Below are 24,205 nucleotides of genomic sequence, written 5' to 3'. Positions count from 1 at the left end.
CGTACAGCAGCTCGCGCTCGCGCTGCCCCTCGCGCGCCGCTGGCCGGTGGCCGGCTGGCTGCTCGTCGCCGCCCTCGCGCTGTGTGCCTCGCCGCGGTTGCTCACGCTGTCGTACAGCCCGCCGCTCGCGGTGTTCAGCTACTTCCTCGGACGTCGTGACGCACACAGCGGGCCCGCTCTGCTCGGCTTCGCCGCGCTGGCGGCCGCGGGCACGGCCGGCGCCTTCGCCCGTACGCCGGACGACGTGCGCGAGGCCGAGCCGGGACTGGTGTGGGTGGCGATGGTGGGCACGATGCTCGTCGGAGCGATCTTCCCGTGGATCACGGGCCGCTACCGCAGGCAGGACCAGGCGCTGGCGGCCGCCGGCTGGGCACGGGCGGAACAGCTCGAACGGGAGCAACGCATCGTGGCGGCACAGGCCAGGCTGCGAGAGCGGGCGCGTATCGCGGAGGACATGCACGACGCGCTCGGCCACGACCTGAGCCTGATCGCACTGCGCGCGGCGGCACTCCAGCTCGCGCCGGACCTCTCGGCGGAGCACCGGGAGTCCGTGGCGGGGCTGCGGGCCGAGACGGCGGAGGCCACCGAACGGCTACGGGAGATCATCGGGGTCCTCCGCGAACCGGACGGGACGGACGAGTCGATGAGGCTGGACGAGGCGGCACAGCCGGCCGACCCGGACGAACGGTCCACCCGGTCCGCGGACGGTGCTGCTCCGCTCACCCCGGTCGACGAGAGCATCGAGACCCTGGTGCGGCGCAGCGCCGCGTCCGGCCTGCCGGTGCGGTTGTTGACGGATGCCGGTGAACCGGAGGGCGGCCCGAGCACCCGCGGCGCGGTTCCCCGCGCTGGGTGCCGCGTCGTCCGGGAAGCACTCACCAACGCCGCCAAGCACTCCCCGGGCGCGGAGGTGACCGTCGCGGTGGACCGCGCCGCCGGGGGGCTCACCGTGCGCGTTCGGAACGGACCGCCGGAGCCTCCGCTCGCGGGGAGGACCGCCGGCCCGTCGCGCGACGGCGGTACGGGCCTGGTCGCCCTTCGGGAGCGGGTACGACTGGCCGGCGGCGCCCTGCACACCAGCGGGAGCGGGGACGGCGGCTTCCAGGTGACCGCCCGCTTCCCGGCGAACTGTGGCTCGGACACCGGCACGTACGCCGGCGCGTCCGGTGGGGCGACGAACAGCCCCCGTACGGGCGGCGGGAGGGACGTCGACAGGCTCCTCGCCGGGACACGAGCGGAGGCGCAGCGAGGCACACGCTGCGCGGCGGCTCTCGCGGGCCTCGCGATGGCGCTGTTGGCGGCCGGCACGCTCGGCTGGTACGTCCACACGACGGCGGAACAGGTGCTCTCGCCAATCGACTACAGGCGGCTGAAAATCGGCGATTCCGAGCCTGCCGTACGGGAAAAACTGCCCGCCCGGCAGGAGACGAACCCGCCCCTGGACCGGGCGCCCGCCCGGCCGGCCGGCGGGCGATGCGCCTACTACCGCGGCAGCGGCGAGCTGTTCACCAGCGTCGACATCTACAGGCTGTGCTTCCGGGACGGCAAGCTGACCGGCAAGCACGTGATCCAGGGACTGGGAGACCGAGATTGACCATTCGGGTACTGCTGGCCGACGACGAGACAATCGTCCGGGCGGGCGTACGAACCATCCTGGCCACCGACCCACGAATAGAGGTGGTGGCCGAAGCGAAGGACGGGCGGGAGGCGGTCGAACTGGCCCGCGCCCACCGGCCGGACGTCGCACTCCTCGACATCCGCATGCCCCGTCTGGACGGCCTCGCGGCGGCCGAGGAGATCCTGCGTATCAGTGCCAGCACCAGCGCCACCGCTGGTCGGGCCATCGGTGAGGGCGACGCCGCCACCGACTCGACCGCCCCAGGCACCGCCGTGGCCATCCTCACCACCTTCGCCGAGGACGACTACATCGCCCGGGCCCTCAGCGGGGGAGCCACCGGATTCCTGCTCAAGACGGGCGACCCGCACGAACTCCTCGCCGGGGTGCGGGCGGTGGCCAGCGGCGGCGCCTTCCTCTCGCCCACCGTCGCCCGTCATGTGCTGACCGAGCTGGACGGCGGGGTCGGCGGGCGGTTGAACCGCGGAGCCCTCGCCCGCGCCCGTACGGACGGACTCACCACCCGGGAACGGGAGGTGCTGGCCCTGGTGGCGCGCGGATGGTCGAACGCCGAGGTGGCTCAGCGGCTGCACCTGGTGGAGGGCACGGTCAAGGGCCATGTCAGCGCGGTGCTGGACCGCCTGGAGGTGGAGAACCGTGTGCAGGCGGCCATCGTCGCCTACGAGGCCGGGCTCGCTTGACCGGCCGGGCCGGGGGAGTCGGTCAGGCTGGCGGACGGCCGCTGCCGTCCCGCTCGCCGACCGTGCCGTGGTCCTCGTACGCCCGGTCAGGTCTGTACGGGTCGCCGACCTGTCCGACAGCGGAGGGCATGCCTCGACGTGTCAACAGCCGTGCCCCGGGGCGTACGAGGAAAGCGGCGGCCAGTGCCGGCACGGCCGACCCCAACAGCCCCCCAGCGAGCACGTCGTGGGGATAGTGCACCCCGATGAACACCCGTGAGAACGCGGTCAACAGGGCCACCGGCAACACCAGCCATCCCCAGGCCCGCCGCAGCAGGAGCAGCGTGGTCGCGGCTCCGAGCGCGAGAGTGGCGTGGTTGCTCGGGAAGGACCAGTCGCCCACGCCGGGGCAGGGGGCGATCGACGGGGCGGCGTCGGGCACCGCACGGCACGGGCGCTCCTCCCGTACGAGCAGCTTGGTCAGTTCGCTCAGGCCGTACGCCACGGCGACCGCCGCTGGCGTGAGCAGCGCGGCCGCACGTCCGTACGCGCCGGTGCGCCGCAGGTCCGTGAGGCAGGCCGCGCACAGCAGGGCCGCGAGCAGCAACAGACCGGCCTCGGTACCGACCTCGGCCAGGGCGTGCACCCAACCCGGGGTCTCGTGGGCGAAGTCGGTGACCTCGCGATAGAGAGCTTCTTCCATGCCGCAGACCGTAGGAGCCCCGGGAACCTCGCACACCGCCCGAACGACCGGGCGTCACCCTGACTTTCGACAGGGGCGCGCGGCACGGCAGCCGCGCCGGGCTGGACCGTCAGGCGTACGGCTGTCGAACGGCCGCTGACGCGGCGGTCGTACGGCGGTCGTACGGGCAAAGTCATGGGGGTCCAGCGGTGGGTATCGGCCTGTGGGGCGGGAGTTGTCTCGTAAGGTTTTCACGTGGGATCTCTGCGCAATCCGATCGGGCCGCTTCCGTCCTCCATCTACTGGCGGCGGAGAGCGGTCGCTTTGTCCATCCTGGCGGCCCTCGTGCTGCTGGCCGTCTGGGCGCTGACCTTCGGCGGTGACGAGAGTGACGAGGCCGGCCACGAGTCGGGGAACGGCGGTCGAGGCCCCAGCGACCCGATCACCCCGGGGCCGTCCAACTCCGAGTCGGGGGACGACGAGCGCCCCGGCGGGCGGGACGAGGGGGACGGCGGCGCCGACTCGGCCGGGGGCGACGGCGGTTCGGGCGGCGGTGATTCCGAGGGCTCCGGTGGCTCGGGTGGCTCCGGCGGGGGCACGAGCGGTGGCGCGCTCGGCGGCTCCAGCGGCAGCGTGACGGGTGGCGGCGCGATGCCCGCCGGCTCGGACCTGCCGGTCTGCGATCCGGGTTCCACCGAGGTGGAGCTCAGCAGCGCGGAGAACGAGTACGCGCCGGGCGACGAACCGGAGTTCACCCTCACCGTGCGGAACGACGGCGGGGAGGACTGCCGGATCGACCTGGGACGTACCGCCACCGTCCTCAAGATCAGCGACTCCGAGGACAACAAGGTCTGGTCCTCCGACGACTGCCCCCCGAACGGCGGCTCCGCGTACGTCCAGGTGCCGGCCGGCGGCAAGACCGTCCAGGAGCTGAGCTGGGACCGTAAGGAGAGCAAGCCCGGCTGCGGCAAGGAGCCGGCGGACCCGGCGGGCGCGGACACCTACCTGGTGGAGGCGAGCGTGCGGGGGCTGTCGGCGGCCCAGACCTCGTTCGTGCTGGCCAAGGACTGACGGCCCGTGGTCCCGGCGCTGCTCCCGGTCCCGCCCTCGTGTCCCCTCCCGGGGCCACGTCCCCGAGCCCAGCCCCGGCCCGTGGGGACGGCGGGCGTGGCCGTGTGCTGGGGAGCGGGCCCCGGCGCGGCGCCCCAGCACGGCACGGCTGCGCGCCCGGCTCAGCTCGAGGCGGGCTGTGCCGGGGAGGCGGAGGCCAGCCGGGCGCCGTCGGCGCGTCGCGCCATCCGTCCCAACACGCGCGGCGCCAGCGCGAAGCCGAGGACCGCCCAGAGGCCGAGGACACCCAGCGTCTCCCACAGCCGCCAGGAGTCGCCGATCTCCACCGCGGACATCGTCTCCGGCAACAGTGCCGAGCGCATGCCGATACCGAGCCAGTACACCGGGAAGAGCTGTCCCAGCAGTTGCAGCCACTCGGGAAGCGCCGTGATGGGGTAGAAGACGCCGGAGATGCCCACCATCCCCGTCAACAGCAGCATGATGACGCCCAGGCCCTGCGGACTGTGGAAGACCGCGCCGAGAAGCGCGCCCAGCGGCAGCGTCGCGACCAGGCCGAGTACGACCACCCAGGACAGCCGTAGCCAGGAGGAAACTTCGCCCAACTCCAGGCCGTCGAAGAGGAACGCGGCGGGCAGCAACACGACCAGCAGCACGGCCGCCGTCATCCCGGATTGGCTGACCACCTTGCCGGTGAGGTAGCCCGGGACGCCGTTCGGGATGGCCTTCGCGCGCAGCAGCGTGCCGTCCTCGCGCTCCGTGATGAGCGTGCTGGCCAGGCCCATCATCCCGGTGAGGACGATGTTCATGCCGAGGATGCCGGGGATCGACTGGGCACCGAGGGAGAAGTCCGTACCAGGGACGGTGCTGTCCCGTAGCGCGTACATCACCAGCAGCGCGAGCAGGGAGGGCCACAACCAGCCGAGCATCTCACCCACGTTGGTGACGGTCAGGCGGAACTCGATCCAGCCGCGGCGCAGTCCGACGCGTACGGTCGTGAGCTTGGGGCTCATGCCGCGCTCACCTCACGCGGCGCTGCGGAGGCGGCTGTATCCCGGTCGGTCTCGGCTGCGTCCCGGCCGGTCTCGGCCTCGTGGACCAGTTCGAGGTAGACGTCCTCCAGGCTGGGCCGGCGTACCTCCAGGTCCTCGATCGACTCGCCGTGCCGGGCGAGGAGTTCGCGTACGAGGCCGGTGGCGTCCCCGGCCGTGGTCACATGTGCTTCGCCACCGTGGCGATACCGGATCTCGGTGTCGCGGGAGAGCCGTTCGGCCAGCTCCGCGGGGGTGCCACCGGCCACGATCCGGCCACCGACCAGGATCACGATGCGGTCGGACAGCTTCTCCGCCTCGTTCAGGTCGTGGGTGGTCAACAGGATGGTGGTGTCCCGTAGTTCGGGCAAGCGACGGACCAGTTCGTGGAACTCCCGCCGGGCCTGGGGGTCGAAGCCGACGGTCGGTTCGTCGAGGAACAGCACCTCCGGCCTGCCGACCAGGCCGATGGCCACGTCCAGGCGGCGCCGTTGGCCGCCGGAGAGCGTCGCGACCGTACGGTCGGACTGCTCGGTCAGTCCGACGAGCCGCAGGAGTTCGCCGGTGTCGTACGGCCGGGGACGGTCGGCCGTGGAATACGGCTCGTAGGAGCGGCCGAGCTGTTCGAGAAGTTCCGCCACCCGCCATCTGCCGTGGTCGCGCCATGCCTGTAGCACGATCCCGAGCCGGGCGCGCCACGACTGGTCACCGTGGGTCGGGTCGGTGCCCAGTACGCGTACGTCGCCGGCGGAGCGCTTCCGGAAACCCTCCAGGATCTCGACGGTGGTCGTCTTGCCCGCGCCGTTCGGCCCGAGGAGGGCCAGCACCTCGCCGCGCTCGGCGCGCAGCTCCACGCCGTGCAGGACATCGGCTGAGCGGTAGCGCATACGCAGGCCGCTGGTCTGGATCGCGGGCTGTGCGTCGGTGGGTTGGGGACGGTCCGGCACTGCCGTGCCGCCTGTTTGCTGCTCTGCGGTCATGGCTTCAAGTGTTTCATTGAAGTGCCTGTTGGGACTTTTCCGTGAAGGATGGCCGATATGCTGGCAACATGTGTGCAGAACCTTCAAACCCCGGGTGCATGCCGCGCGAGCTGGACCCGCTGCGCGCGCCGCTCTCGGCAGCAGCGTGGTCCGTACGGTCATGAGCGCGCCCGAGCCCCGGCTCCGCCCCGTCGACCTGGCACGGTTGGCGGGTATCTCCGCCCAACAGGTGCGCAACTACGCGGACGCCGGTCTGCTGCCCCCGGCGCCCCGAACCGCGGCCGGCTACCGCGTGTTCGACGCCCGGCACCGTCGTGCCCTGCTCACCTACCGCGGCCTGCTGGGGGGTTACGGCCTGCATACCGCCCAGGCGGTCATGCGCGCGGTGCACGCCGAGGACCTGCCGGCCGCGCTCTCCCTGGTGAACGCGGCCCACGCCGCGCTGCACGAACAGCGGCTCGCTCTCAGCGTGACCGCCGAGGCGCTCGAGGCGGTCGCCCGGGAACCAGCGCACGTCCCCGCCGTTCCCCGGTCCGGGCTGCTGATCGGTGAGGTCGCCGGTCAGCTCGGCGTGCGCACGTCCGCGCTACGGGTCTGGGAGTCCGCCGGGCTGCTGGCGCCACGACGGGAGCCGGTCACCGGGACTCGCCGGTTCGACTCCACGGACGTACGGGACGCCCGGATGGTCCGGCTGCTGCGCCAGAGCCGCTATCCGCTGGACCAGATCCGGCCCGTGCTCGACGGCCTGCGCGCCACCGGCGGTAGCGACGCCCTGCGTGCCGCCCTCGCGCGGCGCCGGGAGGCGCTGAACCAGCAGGCCACCGGCATGCTGGCGGGCTCCAGTTGGCTGCACCACTACCTGGCGGGCACGGAACCGCGCGCCGGAGCGGACGCGTACGCCGGAGCGGGTACGGACGCGGCGGTACGGTAGCCGCCGAGCCGCCGCCTCATCAGGAGCGGGCGACCGGACGACCAGCCGATCGGCACCCGGTCAAGCCTGCCCTGGTTGCCAGGCGGGAATCGGCTCGACCGAGTCAGACGTACCGCTCCAGGATGGAGGACTCCGCGAGCCGGGACAGACCCTCGCGCACCGAACGGGCCCGGGTCTCCCCGACCCCGTCCACGGCCTGCAGGTCGTCCACGCTCGCCGCGAGCAGCTTCTGCAATCCGCCGAAGTGGTCCACCAACCGGTCGATGACCGTGCCGGGCAGCCTCGGCACCTTGGCCAGCAGCCGGAAACCGCGCGGTGAGACGGCGGAGTCCAGGATCTCCGGGGAGCCGGAGTATCCCAGGGCCCGCGCCACCGTGGAGAGTTCGAGCAGCTCCGTGTGGGTCAGCCGGTCCAGGTCACCCAGGGCCTGCACGACCGTGCGGGAGCGGCGACCGGTGGTGCCGGGCTGCGGCACGTAATCCCGGGCGACCAGCTCGCGCTCCGGCTCGACCCCGGCGATGAGTTCGTCCAGCTGGAGCGACAACAGCCGGCCGTCGGTGCCCAGTTCGACGACGTACTCGGCGATCTCCGTCGCGATCCTGCGCACCATCTCCAGCCGCTGCGCGACCGCCGTCACGTCCCGGACCGTGACCAGGTCCTCGATCTCCAGCGCGGAGAGCGTCCCGGCCACCTCGTCCAGCCGGAGCTTGTACCGCTCCAGGGTGGCGAGCGCCTGGTTGGCGCGGGACAGGATGGCGGCCGAGTCCTCCAGCACCCGCCGCTGACCGTCCACGTACAACGCGATGAGCCGCATCGACTGGCTGACCGAGACCACCGGGAAGCCGGTCTGGATCGAGACCCGCTGGGCCGTACGGTGCCGGGTGCCGGTCTCCTCCGTGGGGATCGCGGCGTCCGGCACGAGCTGCACCCCGGCGCGCACGATCTTGGTGATGTCGCGGTCCAGGATCAGCGCGCCGTCCAGCTTGCACAGTTCACGCAGTCGGGTCGCGGCGAACTCGACGTCCAGCACGAAACCACCCGTGCACAACGACTCGACGGTCTTGTCGATGCCGAGGACGAGGAGCCCGCCCGTATTGCCACGCAGGATGCGTTCGAGACCGTCCCGCAGGGCGGTGCCGGGCGCGACCGCGCTCAGTGAGGCGCGCATCAGGCTGTCGGGGCGGGAGGTGCCGCCCGTGCTCCCGCTGGCCCTGCCGGGTGCTGCTGCCCGGTCGTTGGCTGCCACTGCACTCCTTCGGTCGTGCGACTTCTCGTACGCGTGTCTGTCGGGTGACGACCTGGTCGTTACGCCGCTGACGGGTGAGACCGGGGCAAAGTCTACCGGCGGACCGGAACGGCTCGTGGCGCCTCCGGGGCCCGCTCGCTACCGCCGGGCGGCCCTGGCGTGCTCCGGTTCCCCGGGCGCCGACGCCACCGCCGGGTCGCCCGACTCCCGGCCCGTGGTCCGTGGTCGGCGCTCGGGGCGGGCCGGCAGCACCCGTAGCGCCTCCCCGATGTCCGCCACCTCCCGCACCCGCATCCCCTCCGGGACCCGTCCGGGGTCGCCCGGCACCAGCGCGTGCGTGAAGCCCAGCCGAGCCGCCTCGGACAGCCGCCGCTGCACGCCGGTGACCCGGCGCACCTCGCCGGCGAGCCCCACCTCGCCGACCGCGACGAGGTTCTGCGGGAGGGGGGTGTCGCTGGCCGCGCTCGCCAGGGCGAGCGCCACGGCCAGGTCGGCGGCAGGCTCGGAGAGCTTCACGCCGCCGACGGTCGCGCTGTAGATGTCCCGCTTGCCCAGGGCGTTGATCCGGCCGCGCTGCTCGAGCACCGCGAGCATCATGGAGACCCGGGAGGTCTCAAGGCCCGAGGTCGTACGCCGCGGCGAGGGGATCTGGCTGTCGACCGTCAGCGCCTGCACCTCCGCGACCAGGGGCCGGCGGCCCTCCAGGGTGACGGTGAGACAGGTGCCCGGCACCGGCTCGGCCCGCCGGGTCAGGAACAGCCCGGAGGGATCGGCCAGCCCCGTGATGCCCTCGTCGTGCAACTCGAAGCAGCCGACCTCGTCCGTCGCGCCGTACCGGTTCTTCACGCCCCGCACCAGCCGCAGCCTGGCGTGCCGGTCGCCCTCGAAGTGCAGCACCACGTCGACCAGATGCTCCAGCAGGCGCGGGCCGGCGACCGAGCCGTCCTTGGTGACATGGCCGACCAGCAGGGTGGCCATGCCGCGCTCCTTCGAGGCCCGGATCAACGCGCTGGCCACCTCGCGCACCTGTGCGACGCCGCCCGGCGCGCCGTCGATCTCCGGTGAGGCCACGGTCTGCACCGAGTCCAGCACCAGCAGCGAGGGGCGTACCTCGTCCAGCTGCCCCAGCACGGCCGACAGGTCGGTCTCGGCGGCGAGGTACAACTGGTCGTGGATCGCCCCGATCCGGTCCGCTCGCAACCGCACCTGGGCGGCGGACTCCTCCCCGGTGACATAGAGCGTGCGCCCGCTCGACTCCGCCGTCTTCGCGGCCACGTCCAGCAGCAGCGTCGACTTCCCGACCCCGGGCTCTCCGGCGAGCAGCACCACCGCGCCGGGCACCAGACCGCCGCCGAGCACCCGGTCCAGCTCCGGCACGCCCGTGCCGCGCGCGGCGGCCTGGCGGCTGTCCACCTCGCCGATGGGCAGCGCCGGCGCGGATACCCGGCCCGGCGTGGTCGTACGCGCCGCCGGACCGCCGCCGCTCTCCTCCACCGTCCCCCACGCTTGGCACTCCTGGCACCGGCCGACCCACTTCACGGTCGTCCAGCCGCATTCGGAGCAGCGGTAGGAGGGGCGTTCCTTGGCGGAGGGTTTACGGGCAGCCATGCCGCTCACCGTATCCGTGCGTACTGACAGCGGGCCCGGCGGTCGCCGGCGCCGGACGTCGGCGGTGGGACGGTCGGTTCCGCGGTCCGTCGAAGCTGGCGCACGGTGACCGGTCGCGTTCCGCGCCAGCGTCACCTTCTTCAACTTCGTCAACATCGCATTGACAGAAGCACGTTGTACGGGGTGACGCTGGCAACACAACGCCCTGCTATGTCCTCTTTCGAGGGAGCTGACCACCCGTACGAGCTAAACCAGCGCCTGCTGGGCCGATGAACGCCGATGTGCGTCCTACGGTCGCCGGATGAAGAGCAGCAGGCGCGAGCACCCCACGCAGACCACCGGAACACACCGAGCACCCTCGGTACGGCGGTCGGCCGGCCAAGGTCCCGACGCCTCCCGATCGAATCGATCGGATCGCTCCGATCACTACGCGCCACACCTCGACGGCCTCTTCACGTACTGCCTCTCGGTGATGTGCGAACACGACGCGGCCACCGCCGCTCTGGGCGAGGGACTCGCCGTGGCGGAACGCCAGTTCGCCAGGGACCGGGTGCCGACCGAGCGCGGTCAGTTCCGGCCCTGGCTCTACGCGCTGAGCCGCTGGGCCTGTCTGCGCCGGCTGTCCGCGCAACAGGCCGAGGGACGGGACGCGGCCGGCCCCCGACTCTCCAGCGCCGCCGCCATCCAGCGGCGTCGCGACCTCGGCGCGCTCGCCTGGCCCGAGGCTGCGGGCACCACCCCCGAGCAGCGGGAGGCCCTGGAGCTGTCCGTTCGGCACGGCCTCCCGGTCACCGAGGTCGCCACCGTCCTGTCGCTGCGTACGGAGGCCGCCAGCGATCTCCTCACCAGCGCCGCCTGCGAAGTGGAGCGCACCCGCGCCGCACTGGCCGTGGTGGAGTCCGGGAACTGCCCGGCGGTCGCCCGACTGGCCGGTGACGACCGGCTGTTGCTCGGTGCCGCGCTCCGTCGCGAACTGGTCCGGCACGTCGACGAGTGTGGCGAGTGCCGGCGGGACGCCGAGCACGCCATGGCCGGCGTCTCCTGGCCCGGCACCGCGCCGCGGGGCGGCGCGCCGCTGGCCGTGCTGGAGGCACCACGACCGGCGGTGTACGCGGCGCTGCACGCCGTCCGGCGGGCTCGCTTCGCGCCCAGCCCCCGGTTCGGGCGGAACGGTTTCCCGCTCGACCCGGCGGACCGGGCCGTCCGTCGGGAGCGGCTGCGCAGCCGTGCCGTCACGACCACCGTGGTCGCGACGGTCATCGCGACGCCCGCGCTCGCCTTGTGGGCCGCCTACCGTGGTGCCCCGCTGATCGGTGAGGGCCACGAGGCGTCACCCGTCTCGGTGGCCGAGCGCGACGAGGACGGCGGCCCGTACGAGAAGGCCGGCCGGGCCGGTCGTGCGCCGGACGGGCGGGACGGGGCCGGGGCGGACGAGGTCGACGTGCGGGTGACACCGGGGCCCGGGGCCACGGCCGGGTCGGAGCTGCTGCGCGTCGAGGCGCGGTACGGCGACGGCGCGACCCTGATCACGCTCACCGCCGGCGCGGAACCGGTGAGTTGGTCCGCGGCCACCGGAGCGTCCTGGCTCTCGCTGGGCCGTACGGCCGGCACGCTGGAGGCGGGGGCCTCGGTCACCCTGACCGTTTCCGTCGACGCGGCGCGGGAACCAGCCGGCGAGTGGGCCGCCAGCGTTCGTATCGGGCCGGTGGGAGCGGTGGTCACCCTGGAGGGGCGGGGCGGCACCGGCGATCACCCGGAGGGGCCCGGGGGATCGCCGGGGACGGGGCAACCCAGCGACCCGGGACCGTCCCGGGACCCGGAGCCCTCCGCGCCGTCCACGGAGCCGTCCCCGGAGCCCTCCGCGCCCTCCACGGAGCCGGAGCCCTCACCCAGCGACTCCGCGTCCACCTCGCCCAGCCCGCCGCGGCCGTCCGATCCGGCGCCCAGCCCGCCGTCCACCAGTTGAGGGCCCGCGGCGTACGACCGTAGGCCCGAGCGTTCAGCGCGTGGTCCCGCCGGGGCGGCAGGTCCCGCCGGATCGGCGGGTTAATCCGGGGCGGCGGGTTGATCCCGGGTGGCCGGGTCCGCCGGGTGCGGGGCCACCAGCGGCAGCTCGGTGGCGAGCCGTTGCGCGCACAGCTCCGCCAGCCGCTCGTAACCCGCCTTGCCCATCAGCTCGATCAACTCCGGCCGGTACGACTCGTAGACCGCCTTGCCCGCGCCGTGCGCCGACGGTGCCGAGGTGCACCACCAGTGCAGGTCATGCCCGCCCGGCCCCCAGCCCCGACGGTCGTACTCGCCGATCGAGACGTACAGCACCTGCTCCCCGTCCGGTCGTTCCACCCACTCGTACGTCCGCCGGATGGGCAGCTGCCAGCACACGTCCGGCTTGGTCTCCAGCGGCTCCCGCCCCTCCCGCAGCGCCAGCGTGTGCAGCGCGCAGCCGGTGCCGCCGGCGAAGCCGGGGCGGTTGTGGAAGATGCAGGCGCCCTGCCAGCGGCGGGTCTGCCGCTCGCCGTCCTCGTCCTCCTGGACCCAGCCGGAGGCGGTGCCCTCGGCGTGGAACTGCCAGTTCTCCGGGGTGAGCCGCGCCACCTCGCGGGCCACGCGGCGCTCGTCGTCCTCGTCCGTGAAGTGCGCGCCGAGCGTGCAGCAGCCGTCGGTGTCCCGCCCCGGGCGGATGCCCTGGCAGCCCTGCCCGAAGACGCAGTTCCAACGGGAGGTCAGCCAGGTGAGGTCGCACCGGAAGACCTGTTCCTCGTCCGCCGGGTCCGGGAACTCCACCCAGGCGCGGGGGAATTCCAGCTCGGTCTCCTCGGTACGCGGCTCCGGCGGGCCGTAAGGGCCATCGCTCGGGTCCCGGTCGTCCTGCTTCACGCGCTTCGCCGCTTTCGTCTTACCCACGCTCCCAGCGTAAGCGTCCGCGGCGGGACGCACGGCGGTTAGCGTGCTGTGTATGAGACTCGGTGTCCTCGATGTGGGCTCGAACACGGTCCACCTGCTCGTGGTGGACGCGCACCGCGGCGCCCGTCCCCTGCCCGCGTACTCCCACAAGGCGGAACTCAGACTCGCCGAACTGCTCGACGAGGGCGGCGCGATAAGCCCCGACGGCATCGACCGGCTCGTCTCGGCCGTCCAGGAGGCCCGCGAGGTGGCCGAGGAGAAGGGGGTGGAGGACGTGCTCCCGTTCGCCACCTCGGCGGTACGTGAGGCCAGCAACGCCGAGAGCGTGCTCGCCCGGGTCGCTGAGGAGACCGGGGTGAAGCTGCGGGTGCTCTCCGGGGAGGACGAGGCCCGGCTGACCTTCCTGGCGGCACGCCGCTGGTTCGGCTGGTCGGCCGGTCAGCTGATGTGCGTGGACATCGGCGGCGGTTCTCTGGAGATCGGCTACGGCATCGACGAGGAGCCGGACGTCGCGGTGTCCCTCGCGCTCGGTGCCGGCCGCCTCACCGCGGGCTGGCTACCCGGGGACCCGCCAAACGCGGCGGACGTACGGGCGCTGCGGCGGCACGTGCGGGCCGAGATCGCCCGCACGGTCGGGGTGTTCAGCAGACTCGGGCCGCCGGACCATGTCGTCGCGACCTCGAAGACCTTCAAGCAGCTCGCTCGGCTCGCCGGTGCGCCAGGCGGTGGCGAGGGCCTGTACGTGCAGCGGGAGTTGGGGCGTAAGACGCTGGAGGCGCGGGTGCCGGAGCTGGCCGGCATGACGGCGGCGGAGCGGGCCGGGCTGCCCGGGGTGTCCGAGGGGCGCGCGCGACAGTTGCTGGCGGGGGCGCTGGTCGCGGAGGGCGTGATGGACCTGTTCGGCGTGGAGGCAGTGGAGATCTGCCCCTGGGCGCTGCGCGAGGGCGTGATCCTGCGGCGGCTGGACCAGCTGGCGGTGGCCTGAGGCCACGGCGTACGGCCCCGCCCACGGCGTACGGGGCCGCCCACGGCGTTCGCGCCGTGCGTCAGTCGCAGCGTACGGGCGACCGGGCGGCACGGGCGCCGTACCGCGTCTGCCGGACCCGGGGCGGCGGACCGGGGAGGCACCCGCCGTACGCTGTCTTCGTGGTGCAACCAGCGGAGCGTATGCCGACGGCGAAGGTCGCGCTGTCCACGGCGTCCGTGTATCCGGAGTCGACGGCGGCGGCCTTCGAGATCGCCGGGCGGCTGGGGTACGACGGCGTCGAGGTGATGGTGTGGACCGACCCGGTCAGCCAGGACGTGGAGGCGCTGCGGCGGCTCTCCGACACGCACGGTGTCCCGGTATTGGCCGTACACGCGCCGTGCCTGCTCATCACGCAGCGCGTCTGGTCCACCGATCCGTGGACCAAGCTCCAGCGGGCCCGCAGCGCCGCCGAGCGGCTCGGGGCGAGCACCGTCGTGGTGCATCCGCCGTTCCGCTGGCAGCGTGCCTACGCCCGGGAGTTCGTACGGGGCGTGTGGCGGATGGCGGACGAGACGGACGTGCGCTTCGCCGTGGAGAACATGTTCCCCTGGCGCTACCGGGATCGGGAGATGCTGGCGTACGCACCGGGCTGGGACCCCACCGAGGAGGACTACCGGCACTTCACGATCGACCTGTCACACACCGCGACCTCCCGTACGGACACCCTGGCCATGGTGGACCGGATGGGTGACCGGCTCGGGCACGTGCACATCGCGGACGGCAGCGGCTCGGGCAAGGACGAGCACCTGGTGCCCGGCCGGGGCGCGCAGCCGTGCGCCGAGTTGCTCCAGCAGCTCGGCGAGTGGCGGTTCGACGGCCACGTGGTGGTGGAGGTCAACACCCGCCGGGCCATGTCCGCCGCGGAGCGGGAGGCGGACCTGGCCGAGGCGCTCGACTACACCCGCCGGCACCTGCGCACGGCGCCGGACGTCTGCGGTGCGCCGGGCCGTACGCGACTGGACGGGGACGAGCGATGAGCGGCGGCCACGGCGGGCCCGGTCAGCCTCCCGAGGCCGCACCCGGCGGGGCGCTCCCGGACGAGGCCGCCCCGGGCGAGGAGACAGCCGCCGGGGAGCGGCGCGTACGCAAGCGTGGCCGGCCGGCCTCCGCGGAGCGGAGCGCGGGAGAGCCGGCGGCTTCGGACCGCATCCTGGCCTCCGCCCGCGCCGAGTTCGCGGCGCGGGGATACGACAGGGCGTCCATCCGGGGCATCGCGCGGGGAGCCGGAGTCGACCCGGCTCTCGTGCACCACTACTTCGGCACCAAGGAGCAGGTCTTCGAGGCCGCCATCGAGAAGGCGTTCGCGCCGATCCTGCACGTCCCCGACCAGGTGGCGGCGGTGTGGCCGGACGGTGCCGGCGAGCACATGGCCCGGTTCATCTTCGGCCTGTGGGAGGACCCGGAGACCCGGGAACCTGTGCTCGCCGTGGTGCGGTCCGCCGTCAACAACGAGACCGCCGCGGCCGCCTTCCGGCGCATGCTCACCCGCCACATGCTCACCCGGCTCGCCGGCCAGCTGGCCGCGCCGGACGCGGAGGTGCGGGTGCAGCTGGCGATAGCCCAGTTGGTCGGTGTCGGGCTACTGCGGTACGTCATCAAGTTCGAGCCGCTGGCCTCCGAGGACGTCGAGGACCTGATCGCGCGTCTCGCGCCGGTCGTCCAGCACCACCTCACCGAAGCACCCCGGCCGGTGGATTCCGACACCCCGCCCGGGTCTTGGCTCTGAGCCGGGTGAGGCCCTTCACCCGGCACGTCTCACCATCCAATCAAGCCGTCCGAATCCTGGGCGGCGGGCGTACCCTCAGGGGCAGGCGTCACCGTCGCACGTCCGAGGTGCGGCGGACGGCGTGTGCCGTACGGACAGCCGCCGGGCGGAGCACCCTCCGGCGCACCCGCCGTACGACGTAGACCATCACACGAGCACGACAGCACGACTGGGAGTGGAGCAGCCATGCCCGAGCTGAGGTCCCGCACCGTCACCCACGGCCGCAACATGGCCGGCGCACGCGCTCTCCTCCGCGCCGCGGGCGTAGCGCGCGAGGACTTCGGCAAGCCGATCGTCGCCGTGGCCAACAGCTTCACCGAGTTCGTCCCCGGACACACCCACCTGCAGCCGGTGGGCCGGATCGTCTCGGAAGCGGTGCAGGCGGCCGGCGGAGTCCCGCGGGAGTTCAACACCATCGCGGTCGACGACGGCATCGCCATGGGTCACGCCGGAATGCTGTACTCGCTGCCCTCCCGGGACCTGATCGCGGACTCCGTCGAGTACATGACCGAGGCGCACTGCGCGGACGCGCTGGTCTGCATCTCCAACTGCGACAAGATCACCCCGGGCATGCTGATGGCCGCGATGCGGCTGAACATCCCCACGGTCTTCATCTCCGGCGGCCCGATGGAGTCCGGCACCGCCACCCTCGTCGACGGCACGGTGCGCAAGCTGGACCTGATCTCCGCCATCTCCGACTCCGCGAACGACGCGGTCTCCGACCAGGACATGGCGCTCATCGAGGAGAACGCCTGCCCGACCTGCGGTTCCTGCTCCGGCATGTTCACCGCGAACTCCATGAACTGCCTGACCGAGGCCATCGGACTCGCCCTTCCCGGCAACGGTTCGGTGCTCGCCACCCACACCGCCCGCCGGGAGCTGTACGAGGCCGCGGGCAGCACCGTCGTCGAGGCCGCCCGGCGGTACTACGAGGAGGACGACGAGACCGTCCTGCCGCGCAGTGTCGGTTCCCGGGCCGCCTTCCAGAACGCCATGGCGCTGGACATCGCGATGGGCGGTTCGACGAACACCATCCTGCATCTGCTCGCCGCGGCCCAGGAGGCCGGCCTGGACTTCACCATGCCGGACATCGACGCCCTCTCCCGCGACCTGCCCTGCCTGTCCAAGGTCGCGCCGAACGGCTCGTACTACATGGAGGACGTGCACCGGGCCGGCGGCATCCCGGCGATCCTGGGCGAGCTGTACCGCGGTGGACTGCTCAACGAGGACGTGCACACCGTGCACAGCACCTCGTTGGCGGACTGGCTGGGGAAGTGGGACATCCGGGGCGGTGCCCCGGCGCCGGAGGCGGTCGAGCTGTTCCACGCGGCTCCCGGCTGCGTCCGCTCGGCCACCGCCTTCTCCCAGTCGGAGCGCTGGGACACCCTCGACACCGACGCCGCCGGCGGCTGCGTCCGGGACGTGGCACACGCCTACTCCACCGAGGGCGGGCTCGCCGTGCTGCACGGGAACCTCGCCGAGGACGGATGCGTGGTCAAGACCGCCGGGGTCGACGAGTCGGTGTGGACCTTCGAAGGGCCAGCGGTGGTCTGCGAGTCGCAGGAAGAGGCCGTGGAGAAGATCCTCGCCAAGCAGGTCAAGGAGGGCGACGTGGTGGTCATCCGCTACGAGGGGCCCAAGGGCGGCCCCGGCATGCAGGAGATGCTCTACCCCACCTCCTTCCTCAAGGGACGTGGTCTCGGCGCGAAGTGCGCCCTGGTCACGGACGGCCGGTTCTCCGGTGGCACCTCCGGCCTGTCCATCGGGCACGTCTCGCCGGAGGCCGCCGCAGGCGGTGTCATCGCGCTGGTCGAGGACGGCGACCCGGTGCGCATCGACATCCCCGGACGCGGTATCGAACTCCAGGTCTCCGCCGAGGAGTTGGCCGCTCGTCGTGCGGCGTTGCAGGGCCGGTACGCCCCGCGCGACCGGAAGCGTCACGTGTCCACGGCGCTGCGGGCGTACGCCGCCATGGCGACCAGCGCGGACAAGGGCGCGGTGCGGGACGTGGACATGCTGGGCGGCTGACCCGGCCCGGCGCGGCACGCGCACCCGGACACGCACCCCACGGGAGAAACCCGGGAGCCACCCGGGGAAGCGGCGGGGCGCCCCCGCCATAATCGGGGGTATGACTGATGCGCGCCGTCCCGACGGGGTCGACGGACCCAGCCCCGAGCCCATCCGCTTCTTCGGCACGACCTGGGTCGACCACACCGGGGGTTACGCCCTGCGGCGGGCCGGCCTCGTCGTGGGGGCGCTGGCCCTGGTGCTGCTGGGCGCCTTCGCGCTGCGTTCCGCGTACGAGGGGTTGGCCCTCGCCGAGGTCGCCGGATGGGTGCGAGGACTGGTCGTGGTGCTGTTCGCGGTGTGCAGCTCGGTCGGCTTCGCGCACACCCTGACCGGCTTCGGGCAGCGTCGCCCGGACACCCAGAAGGAGCGGGAGCGGGAGCGCTCGCTGCGCAGCCTGCTGCTGGTCGGCTTCATCGGGGTGCTGTTCGCGTACGCCCTGCGCGGGCTGTTCGAGGCGCCGGGCGAGCGGGTGCTCCGGGAGGAGTACGACGAGGCCGTACGGCAGCACGAGCGGCGCCGCACCTCCCGTACCGGCAATCCGGCCAAGCGGAACAAGCGCCGGCGCTGAGCCCCGGCCGCGGCCGGGCGCTCGCGTGTGCGGGGCGCCCGGCGGGCCGTACGGGCCGGATCGTCAGGTGAAGTACCGCAGCCAGACGTACACCCAGGCCATGGCTGTGCTGAGCAGCGTGACCAGGATGCCGTAGCGGGTGAACTGCCAGAAGCTGATCGGGTGGCCGCTGCGTTTGGCGATGCCGATGGCGACGACGTTCGCGCTGGCGGCGACGGCCGTACCGTTGCCGCCGAAGTCCGCGCCGAGCGCGAAGGCCCACCACAGGGCCTCACCGGTCTGCGGGTCCGGGGCTTGCGCGACCAGCCCCTCCACTACGGGGGCCATAGAGGCGACGTAGGGGATGTTGTCGAAGAAGGCACCGAAGACGCTCGAGCCGAACAGCAGCACCGTGGCCGCGCCGAAGTAGTTGTCCCCGACGGCGTCGACGCACCACTCGCCCAGGGTCCGGATGACCCCGGTGTGGATCAGGCCGGCGACCATGACGAACAGGCCCATGAAGAACGCGAGGGTGGGCCACTCCACTTCCTGGAGCACGTCGTTGGTGTCCAGTTGGGCGACGAGCAGCATCACGCCCGCTCCCACCATAGCCACGACGGACGGGTCGACGTGCAGAACCGAGTGGAGGCTGAAGCCGATGACGACACCGCTGAGCACGATCATGCAGCGGATGAACAACCGGGCGTCGGTGATGGCCTTCCGCTCTTGCAGGGCCATCACGGCCTCGATCTTCTCGGGCTGGTAGCGGAAGGACTTGCGGAACATCCACTTGGTCATCACGACGAAGGCGACGAAGATGATCACCACGATGGGCGCCATGTTGACCAGGAAGTCGTTGAAGGTCAGGCCCGCCCGACTGCCGATGATGATATTGGGCGGGTCACCGACGAGGGTCGCCGCTCCGCCGATGTTGGATGCCAGGATCTCGGCGATCAGGTACGGCTGCGCGGGCAGACCGAGTCTTCCGCACACGACCACCGTGACCGGGGCCACGAGCATGATCGTGGTGACGTTGTCCAGGAAGGGCGAGGCGATGGCGGTGATCACCATCAGCAGCACCATCAGGCGGTACGGCCTTCCCCGGGACTGCTTTGCCGCCCAGATGCCCAGGTAGTCGAAGACCCCGGTCTGTTTGATCACTCCGACGATGATCATCATGCCGAAGAGCAAGAAGATGACGTTCCAGTCGATGCCCGCGTGTTCGGAGAAGAAGACCCCGGAGCCGGGGATGAGTCCGAGTACGGCCATCAACCCGGCCGCGGTGAGGACGACTTTGACCTTGTCGATCTTCTCGGTGGCGATGAAGTAGAACGCCACCACGAAGATGCCGAGTGCGATTGCTCCGCTCAACGGTCGCTCCCCGGCGGGCCGGTCGGATGACCGCCGGCATCGCCGGCACGCTGTCTGAGCCTGCGACATCGTGATGTCATGTACATGATGAGCTGATAAGCGTGCATGAGTACGAACCTCCGGACAGGCGGGATCACCGGCCCCGGTGGTGGGGCCGGAACAACGGGAAAACGGGTGCGTCAGTCACCAGAGCCGAATACGGCGACGCTGGTCAGAGGCGGTCCAGGGTGATCGCGCCGACGAGGAGACGTTCCTGGTCAACCACCGCGACGAGCGGGCTGTGCAGTCGTGCCACGAGCGCCGCGACTTCCCACCACGTGGCGTCCGCCGCGACCTTCACCGGCTTCGCGGGGCGCTCGGGCAGGGCGTCGCCGACCGTCATGCCGCTGAGCTCCAGCCAACAGGTGTCGGCGTACTCCTCGTTGACGATCCGCGTCAGCGCTGGGTCCTTCTGGTACGCGCCGGGGACCGCGAGGCCCAGCACCTGCGTCCCCGGCAGCACGATCCGCGGGCGGGAAGCGTCGTCCACCACGATCAGCCCGGGCAGCCGGCTCACTTCTTCGTGGTGAGTCGGTTGACCCGCCGCTCGAGTTCGCTGACCCGTTCCGTCAGTGCGCGACTGTGCAGGGTCTCGGCCAACTGGTCGGCCTCGTCCGAGGCCAGCATGATCCTCCGCAGAGGCGTGTCCCGGTCGTCGGGGCCGTAGAGGACGAGCTCCCTGGCCCCGTCGTCGTTCAGATAGATGCCGAACTGCACGCCGTCCCGGGTGACGAACTGGTGGATGGCTCCCACACCCGGCACGGTGCTGCGGGTGATCTCCATGTCCCAGTCCCTTCTTCCAGGCAGCCCAGCCGACTGTGCCAGGTGTGCCTCACGGGGCCTCACATAGCGCGTCGACTCGGTACTCCACGCAACACAACGGTTATGTCCCTGATCTTTGTCGACATCACCGGTAGCCGCCATGGGGGACGACACCCATTTCCTTCCGGGACAGCGTGTAGATGCCGATCTCCGGACGGACGAAACCGTCTCGGTCGGGGATTGCCAGGCGGGGATTCAGGGCGGGGATATTGGGGCGGGTAGCGGGGGCGCGGCTTGATGTCGGGCGATCGCCGGGTGGTGCCGGGGCGCGCGACGTGACCACGAGCCAGTGCGGGCGCTGACTGACCACGCCCGCGTACGCCGGGTGCGGCCCCGTGGTGTTCCGCCCCGAACCGGGACTGTCACAGCAGCGTGCGCAGAAGCTCGCCGGAAGTCCATGGGTGGCGACACCCAGTTCCGTAGCGCGTGTTCGCCCGCGGGCATGCCGTGGCGTACCGAATGAGGCGTGGCCGTATCTCTGAGGAGACGATCCCGGAGAGATCTGGGGGGGCACCCCGGAACTGTCCCGGAGGTTGGTTGTCTCCACTGGATTTCCCGGCGCGCGGAGGTGAGCCTGTTGCCGAGGCGAACGGTCAGGGAGAGCGGACTGCGAGGGGGAGTTGAGATGGGCGAGCGGTTCGTGACCGCGGCGGCCGATTCGGCGGATGTGTGGGCAGCGGCGTTGGGCACCGGTGGGGTCTTCGTGCTGCTGATCGTGCTCGTCTGGCAGATCGCGGCGACCTGGCGGGCTCGCATGCTGGCCGCGCAGGAAGAGCGGTACAAGCAACTCGCCGAGAAGTACGCCAGACTTCTCGAGGACAATGTCGACTTGCATCGCAGAAGCGTCGAGCAACTCGCCGAGACGCGTAAGTCCATCGAGGCGCTGGAGGAGAGGCTGCCGCGCGAGCTCGAGTGAGGCCCGTCCGCGTACTGCGGCCGTGCGCCGCGCTGTGCGTGACATGCGCGCGGCTGAGACACCTTCCGCCGCTGCCGCTTGGTCCTGCTGCCGCCCTGCCTCTCTACTGCTTCGCTTCGACGTAACAGGCTTCGACGGATGGGCGCCTCTGGCCTCCGGGCCTCCCGCACGTGCGGCCTTGACAGCACTCGCTCCCGCGGCCCACGTGTCGTCGCTGGAGCCGACGTGCGCGTCCCATGCTTCTTACGGCGCACTCCCACCCTCCCGCGCACCCCGATACACGTCGACGCGCGCGGTGGTGCGCTCACACCCCCGTGAACGCGGCTTGAGTTGCTTGACGGAGTGGTGCGTCAAGAGCATAATTCAACACATGATGAATAACTCTCCTCCCGCCATCCGTGCGCGCGATCTTCACGTCGTGCGCAGCGGCCGTACGATCCTGGACAACCTCTCCTTCGATGTCGCTCCTGGCACGGTCACCGGTTTGCTCGGTCCGTCCGGCTGCGGCAAGTCGACCCTGATGCGTGCCCTCGCGGGCACCCAGGCGCGGGTCACCGGACGGCTCGAGGTCCTGGGCGAGCCCGCGGGCACCGCGTCGCTGCGCGCCCGGATCGGCTACGTCACTCAGGCACCCTCCGTCTATCTCGACCTCACCGCCCGGCAGAACCTCGACTACTTCGCCGCCGTCCTGGGCGTCCCCCGCCGAGAACGGCCCGCCCAGGTCACCCAGGCACTGGCCGACGTCGACCTGACCTCGCACACCGACGCACTCGCGGGAAACCTCTCCGGTGGCCAACTCGGCCGCGTGTCGCTGGCGGTGGCCCTGCTCGGCGCTCCCGACCTGCTGGTGCTCGACGAACCGACCGTCGGGCTGGACCCCGTACTCCGCCGAGACCTGTGGAACCTCTTCCACCGGATCGCCCGCGAGCGCGGCGCGACCCTGCTGGTCTCCTCACACGTCATGGACGAGGCCGACCGCTGCCAGCGACTGCTGTTGATGCGTGCGGGACGCCTCCTCGCCGACGACACCCCGGAGGCGCTCCGAGCCCGCACCCGTACCGAAACCGTCGAGGACGCGTTCCTGCGTCTGGTCGACACCGCACGAGCACAGGAGGAGACCCGGGCATGAACACCACCCGTACCGTGGCCACCGCCCGTCGCGTTCTGCGGCAGCTGAGCCACGACCCGCGCACGATCGCCCTGTTGCTCCTCGTCCCGGTGCTGCTGCTGGTGCTCCTCTACTACGTCTTCGACGCGGACCCGCGGGCCTTCGACAGCATCGGCGCCTCCCTGCTGGGCATCTTCCCGCTGGTCACGATGTTCCTGGTGACCTCGATCGCCACACTGCGGGAGCGCACCTCCGGCACACTGGAGCGACTGCTGTCCATGCCGTTGGGCAAAGGGGACCTGATCCTCGGCTACGCCCTCGCGTTCGGCGCGCTCGCCGCCGTACAAGCCTCACTCGCCACCGGGGTCGCCGTCTGGCTGCTGGACATCAACATCCTCGGTTCGCCCTGGCTGCTGCTCGTCGTCGCCTTGCTCGACGCACTGCTCGGCACGGCGCTGGGCCTCTTCGTCTCGGCCTTCGCGGCCTCGGAGTTCCAGGTCGTGCAGTTCATGCCGGCGATCATCTTTCCGCAGATCCTGCTCTGCGGCCTGTTCGTCCCACGGGACACCATGCAGCCCGTACTCGAGGCCGTTTCGAACGTCCTGCCGATGTCCTACGCCGTCGACGGCATGACCGAGGTCGTCTCGAACGCCGAGGTGACCGGTGACTTCCTGCGCGACCTCGTCATCGTGGCGGGCAGCGCCCTGCTGGTCCTGGGCCTGGGGGCGATCACCCTCCGCCGCCGTACGGTCTGAGCTGCGGGCCCGCCCTCGGCCTGAGAGGACGGTGGCACGCCGCTCCGGACCGGGACGCCGAGCACCGGGTGGGAGAAGGGTGCGAGGATGGGTCACGCATCGTAGCCATCCGTACGAGGTGAACCTTCATGACGCAGAAAGTCGCCGTCGTCGGCGCCGGGAAGATCGGTGAGGCGCTGCTCTCCGGCATGATCCGGGGCGGCTGGTCACCGTCCCGCCTGTTGGCCAGCGCCCGACGACCGGAGCGTGCCGAGAAACTGCGGGTGCGATACGGCGTGGAGTGCGTGTCGGCCTCGGAAGCCGCGAAGGCCGCGGACACTCTCATCATCACCGTCAAACCGCAGGACATGGCCGGTGTCATGGACGAGCTGGCCGCAGACGTACCAGCCGGGCGACTGGTCATCAGCGGTGCGGCGGGCATCCCCACCACCTTCTTCGAGGAGCGGTTGACCGCGGGGACGCCCGTGGTCCGGGTCATGACGAACACGCCGGCGCTGGTGGACCAGGGAATGTCCGTGCTCTCCGCGGGCAGGGACGCGGGCGAGACGCATCTGGCACGCGCGGAGGAGATCTTCGGAGGTGTCGGCAAGACCCTCCGGGTCCCGGAGTCCCAACAGGACGCCGCCACCGCGCTGTCCGGCTCTGGGCCGGCGTACCTGTTCTACCTGGTGGAGGCCATGACCGATGCCGGAATCCTGCTCGGGTTGCCACGGGACAAGGCACACGAACTGATCGTCCAGGCGACCATCGGGGCGGCCACGATGCTCCGGGACAGCGGTGAACATCCGGTCACGCTGCGGGAGAACGTCACGTCGCCAGCGGGCACCACCATCAACGCCATCCGTGAGTTGGAGAACCACGGTGTGCGAGCGGCGCTGCTCGCCGCCATCGAGGCCGCCCGCGACCGCAGTCGCGAACTGGCCTCCGGGCGCGGCTGAGCGAGAACCGGTTTGAGAGAAGCGAAGACGTCGTGTAGTGTCCTCCGGGTTGCCACGGGGCCGGTTGGTTCCGGGGGAGCGTTTCTCGCCGTCGTGTGACGG

Annotated in this window: 23 protein-coding genes; 14 read left to right on the top strand and 9 right to left on the bottom strand. The window is 71.7% G+C overall.

Going from position 1 to position 24,205, the window contains the following annotated elements; genetic code table 11:
* Together AN216_RS30495 and AN216_RS24560 are read left to right on the top strand one after the other, a co-directional pair.
* Positions 1-1,594: sensor histidine kinase (locus tag AN216_RS30495; protein ID WP_070198915.1), on the top strand; the 1,594-nt coding region annotated here is incomplete at its 5' end.
* Positions 1,591-2,316 carry a response regulator gene (locus tag AN216_RS24560; RefSeq protein WP_244502642.1) on the top strand — a complete coding sequence of 242 codons (726 nt, stop codon included), beginning with the start codon at positions 1,591-1,593 and terminating at the stop codon, positions 2,314-2,316. The genes AN216_RS30495 and AN216_RS24560, both read left to right, overlap by 4 nt.
* 22 nt (positions 2,317-2,338) lie before the next feature.
* On the opposite strand, the gene AN216_RS24555 is transcribed toward AN216_RS24560, so the two are convergent.
* Entirely contained in the window at positions 2,339-2,998 is a 660-nt protein-coding gene (locus tag AN216_RS24555) for a phosphatase PAP2 family protein (protein WP_070198914.1), read from the bottom strand.
* A gap of 234 nt (positions 2,999-3,232) precedes the next feature.
* On the opposite strand from AN216_RS24555, the gene AN216_RS28440 reads away from it, so the two are divergent.
* Positions 3,233-4,048 (top strand): hypothetical protein, encoded by an 816-nt coding sequence (locus AN216_RS28440; protein WP_070198913.1) that lies wholly within the window; start codon positions 3,233-3,235, stop codon positions 4,046-4,048.
* Between the two features lie 161 nt (positions 4,049-4,209).
* On the opposite strand, the gene AN216_RS24545 is transcribed toward AN216_RS28440, so the two are convergent.
* Both AN216_RS24545 and AN216_RS24540 read right to left on the bottom strand, forming a co-directional pair.
* The gene (locus AN216_RS24545) at positions 4,210-5,058 is read right to left on the bottom strand and encodes an ABC transporter permease (RefSeq protein WP_070198912.1); all 849 of its coding nucleotides are present in this window, start codon (positions 5,056-5,058) and stop codon (positions 4,210-4,212) included.
* Positions 5,055-5,963, bottom strand: a complete 909-nt coding sequence (locus tag AN216_RS24540; protein WP_212732753.1) for an ABC transporter ATP-binding protein — start codon at positions 5,961-5,963, stop codon at positions 5,055-5,057. Before AN216_RS24540 ends, AN216_RS24545 begins: the two co-directional genes overlap by 4 nt.
* Before the next feature lie 253 nt (positions 5,964-6,216).
* On the opposite strand from AN216_RS24540, the gene AN216_RS24535 reads away from it, so the two are divergent.
* Positions 6,217-6,987, top strand: coding sequence for a MerR family transcriptional regulator (locus AN216_RS24535; protein ID WP_070198919.1), 771 nt, complete (start codon positions 6,217-6,219; stop codon positions 6,985-6,987).
* Between the two features lie 103 nt (positions 6,988-7,090).
* On the opposite strand, the gene disA is transcribed toward AN216_RS24535, so the two are convergent.
* Both disA and radA read right to left on the bottom strand, forming a co-directional pair.
* Positions 7,091-8,233: a DNA integrity scanning diadenylate cyclase DisA gene (gene disA / locus AN216_RS24530; protein ID WP_079166958.1), complete on the bottom strand. Its 1,143-nt coding sequence runs from the start codon at positions 8,231-8,233 to the stop codon at positions 7,091-7,093.
* 138 nt (positions 8,234-8,371) lie between these two features.
* A complete protein-coding gene (gene radA / locus AN216_RS24525; RefSeq protein WP_070198918.1) occupies positions 8,372-9,841 on the bottom strand; it encodes a DNA repair protein RadA in 1,470 nt (489 codons plus the stop codon).
* Positions 9,842-10,313: 472 nt separating this feature from the next.
* Here radA and AN216_RS24520 point away from each other — a divergent pair, with 472 nt between their 5' ends.
* Complete coding sequence (locus tag AN216_RS24520; protein WP_244502641.1) at positions 10,314-11,807, top strand: hypothetical protein; 1,494 nt, start codon at positions 10,314-10,316, stop codon at positions 11,805-11,807.
* 80 nt (positions 11,808-11,887) lie between these two features.
* Here AN216_RS24520 and AN216_RS24515 read toward each other — a convergent pair whose 3' ends face one another.
* A complete protein-coding gene (locus AN216_RS24515; RefSeq protein WP_170843217.1) occupies positions 11,888-12,745 on the bottom strand; it encodes a DUF3109 family protein in 858 nt (285 codons plus the stop codon).
* Between the two features lie 52 nt (positions 12,746-12,797).
* On the opposite strand from AN216_RS24515, the gene AN216_RS24510 reads away from it, so the two are divergent.
* The 5 genes from AN216_RS24510 to AN216_RS24490 all read left to right on the top strand — a co-directional run bounded on the left by AN216_RS24510 (position 12,798) and on the right by AN216_RS24490 (position 18,175).
* Positions 12,798-13,730 carry a Ppx/GppA family phosphatase gene (locus AN216_RS24510; protein WP_070198907.1) on the top strand — a complete coding sequence of 311 codons (933 nt, stop codon included), beginning with the start codon at positions 12,798-12,800 and terminating at the stop codon, positions 13,728-13,730.
* A gap of 182 nt (positions 13,731-13,912) precedes the next feature.
* Positions 13,913-14,749, top strand: a complete 837-nt coding sequence (locus tag AN216_RS24505) for a sugar phosphate isomerase/epimerase family protein (protein WP_070198906.1) — start codon at positions 13,913-13,915, stop codon at positions 14,747-14,749.
* Positions 14,746-15,498 carry a TetR/AcrR family transcriptional regulator gene (locus tag AN216_RS24500; protein WP_079166957.1) on the top strand — a complete coding sequence of 251 codons (753 nt, stop codon included), beginning with the start codon at positions 14,746-14,748 and terminating at the stop codon, positions 15,496-15,498. The genes AN216_RS24505 and AN216_RS24500 overlap by 4 nt, the downstream gene beginning before the upstream one ends.
* A gap of 225 nt (positions 15,499-15,723) precedes the next feature.
* Positions 15,724-17,565, top strand: a complete 1,842-nt coding sequence (gene ilvD, locus AN216_RS24495; protein ID WP_070198905.1) for a dihydroxy-acid dehydratase — start codon at positions 15,724-15,726, stop codon at positions 17,563-17,565.
* 100 nt (positions 17,566-17,665) lie between these two features.
* Complete coding sequence (locus AN216_RS24490) at positions 17,666-18,175, top strand: hypothetical protein (protein ID WP_070198904.1); 510 nt, start codon at positions 17,666-17,668, stop codon at positions 18,173-18,175.
* 63 nt (positions 18,176-18,238) lie between these two features.
* On the opposite strand, the gene AN216_RS24485 is transcribed toward AN216_RS24490, so the two are convergent.
* The 3 genes from AN216_RS24485 to AN216_RS24475 form a co-directional block, all read right to left on the bottom strand.
* A complete protein-coding gene (locus AN216_RS24485) occupies positions 18,239-19,525 on the bottom strand; it encodes an ArsB/NhaD family transporter (protein ID WP_070198903.1) in 1,287 nt (428 codons plus the stop codon).
* A gap of 211 nt (positions 19,526-19,736) precedes the next feature.
* Positions 19,737-20,081, bottom strand: a complete 345-nt coding sequence (locus AN216_RS24480; protein ID WP_070198902.1) for a CBS domain-containing protein — start codon at positions 20,079-20,081, stop codon at positions 19,737-19,739.
* The gene (locus AN216_RS24475; protein ID WP_070198901.1) at positions 20,078-20,347 is read right to left on the bottom strand and encodes a cation:proton antiporter regulatory subunit; all 270 of its coding nucleotides are present in this window, start codon (positions 20,345-20,347) and stop codon (positions 20,078-20,080) included. Before AN216_RS24475 ends, AN216_RS24480 begins: the two co-directional genes overlap by 4 nt.
* 664 nt (positions 20,348-21,011) lie before the next feature.
* Here AN216_RS24475 and AN216_RS24470 point away from each other — a divergent pair.
* The 4 genes from AN216_RS24470 (at position 21,012) to proC (ending at position 24,103) form a co-directional block, all read left to right on the top strand.
* Complete coding sequence (locus tag AN216_RS24470; protein WP_070198900.1) at positions 21,012-21,302, top strand: hypothetical protein; 291 nt, start codon at positions 21,012-21,014, stop codon at positions 21,300-21,302.
* A 370-nt stretch (positions 21,303-21,672) separates the two neighbouring features.
* Entirely contained in the window at positions 21,673-22,431 is a 759-nt protein-coding gene (locus tag AN216_RS24465; protein ID WP_079166955.1) for an ABC transporter ATP-binding protein, read from the top strand.
* Complete coding sequence (locus AN216_RS24460; protein WP_070198899.1) at positions 22,428-23,165, top strand: ABC transporter permease; 738 nt, start codon at positions 22,428-22,430, stop codon at positions 23,163-23,165. Before AN216_RS24465 ends, AN216_RS24460 begins: the two co-directional genes overlap by 4 nt.
* Before the next feature lie 128 nt (positions 23,166-23,293).
* Positions 23,294-24,103: a pyrroline-5-carboxylate reductase gene (proC, locus tag AN216_RS24455; RefSeq protein ID WP_070198898.1), complete on the top strand. Its 810-nt coding sequence runs from the start codon at positions 23,294-23,296 to the stop codon at positions 24,101-24,103.
* Positions 24,104-24,205 lie beyond the last annotated feature (102 nt).

The organism is Streptomyces oceani (assembly GCF_001751245.1).
Classification (GTDB): Bacteria; Actinomycetota; Actinomycetes; order Streptomycetales; family Streptomycetaceae; genus Streptomyces; species Streptomyces oceani.
This window is presented reverse-complemented; position numbering and strand designations above follow the sequence as displayed.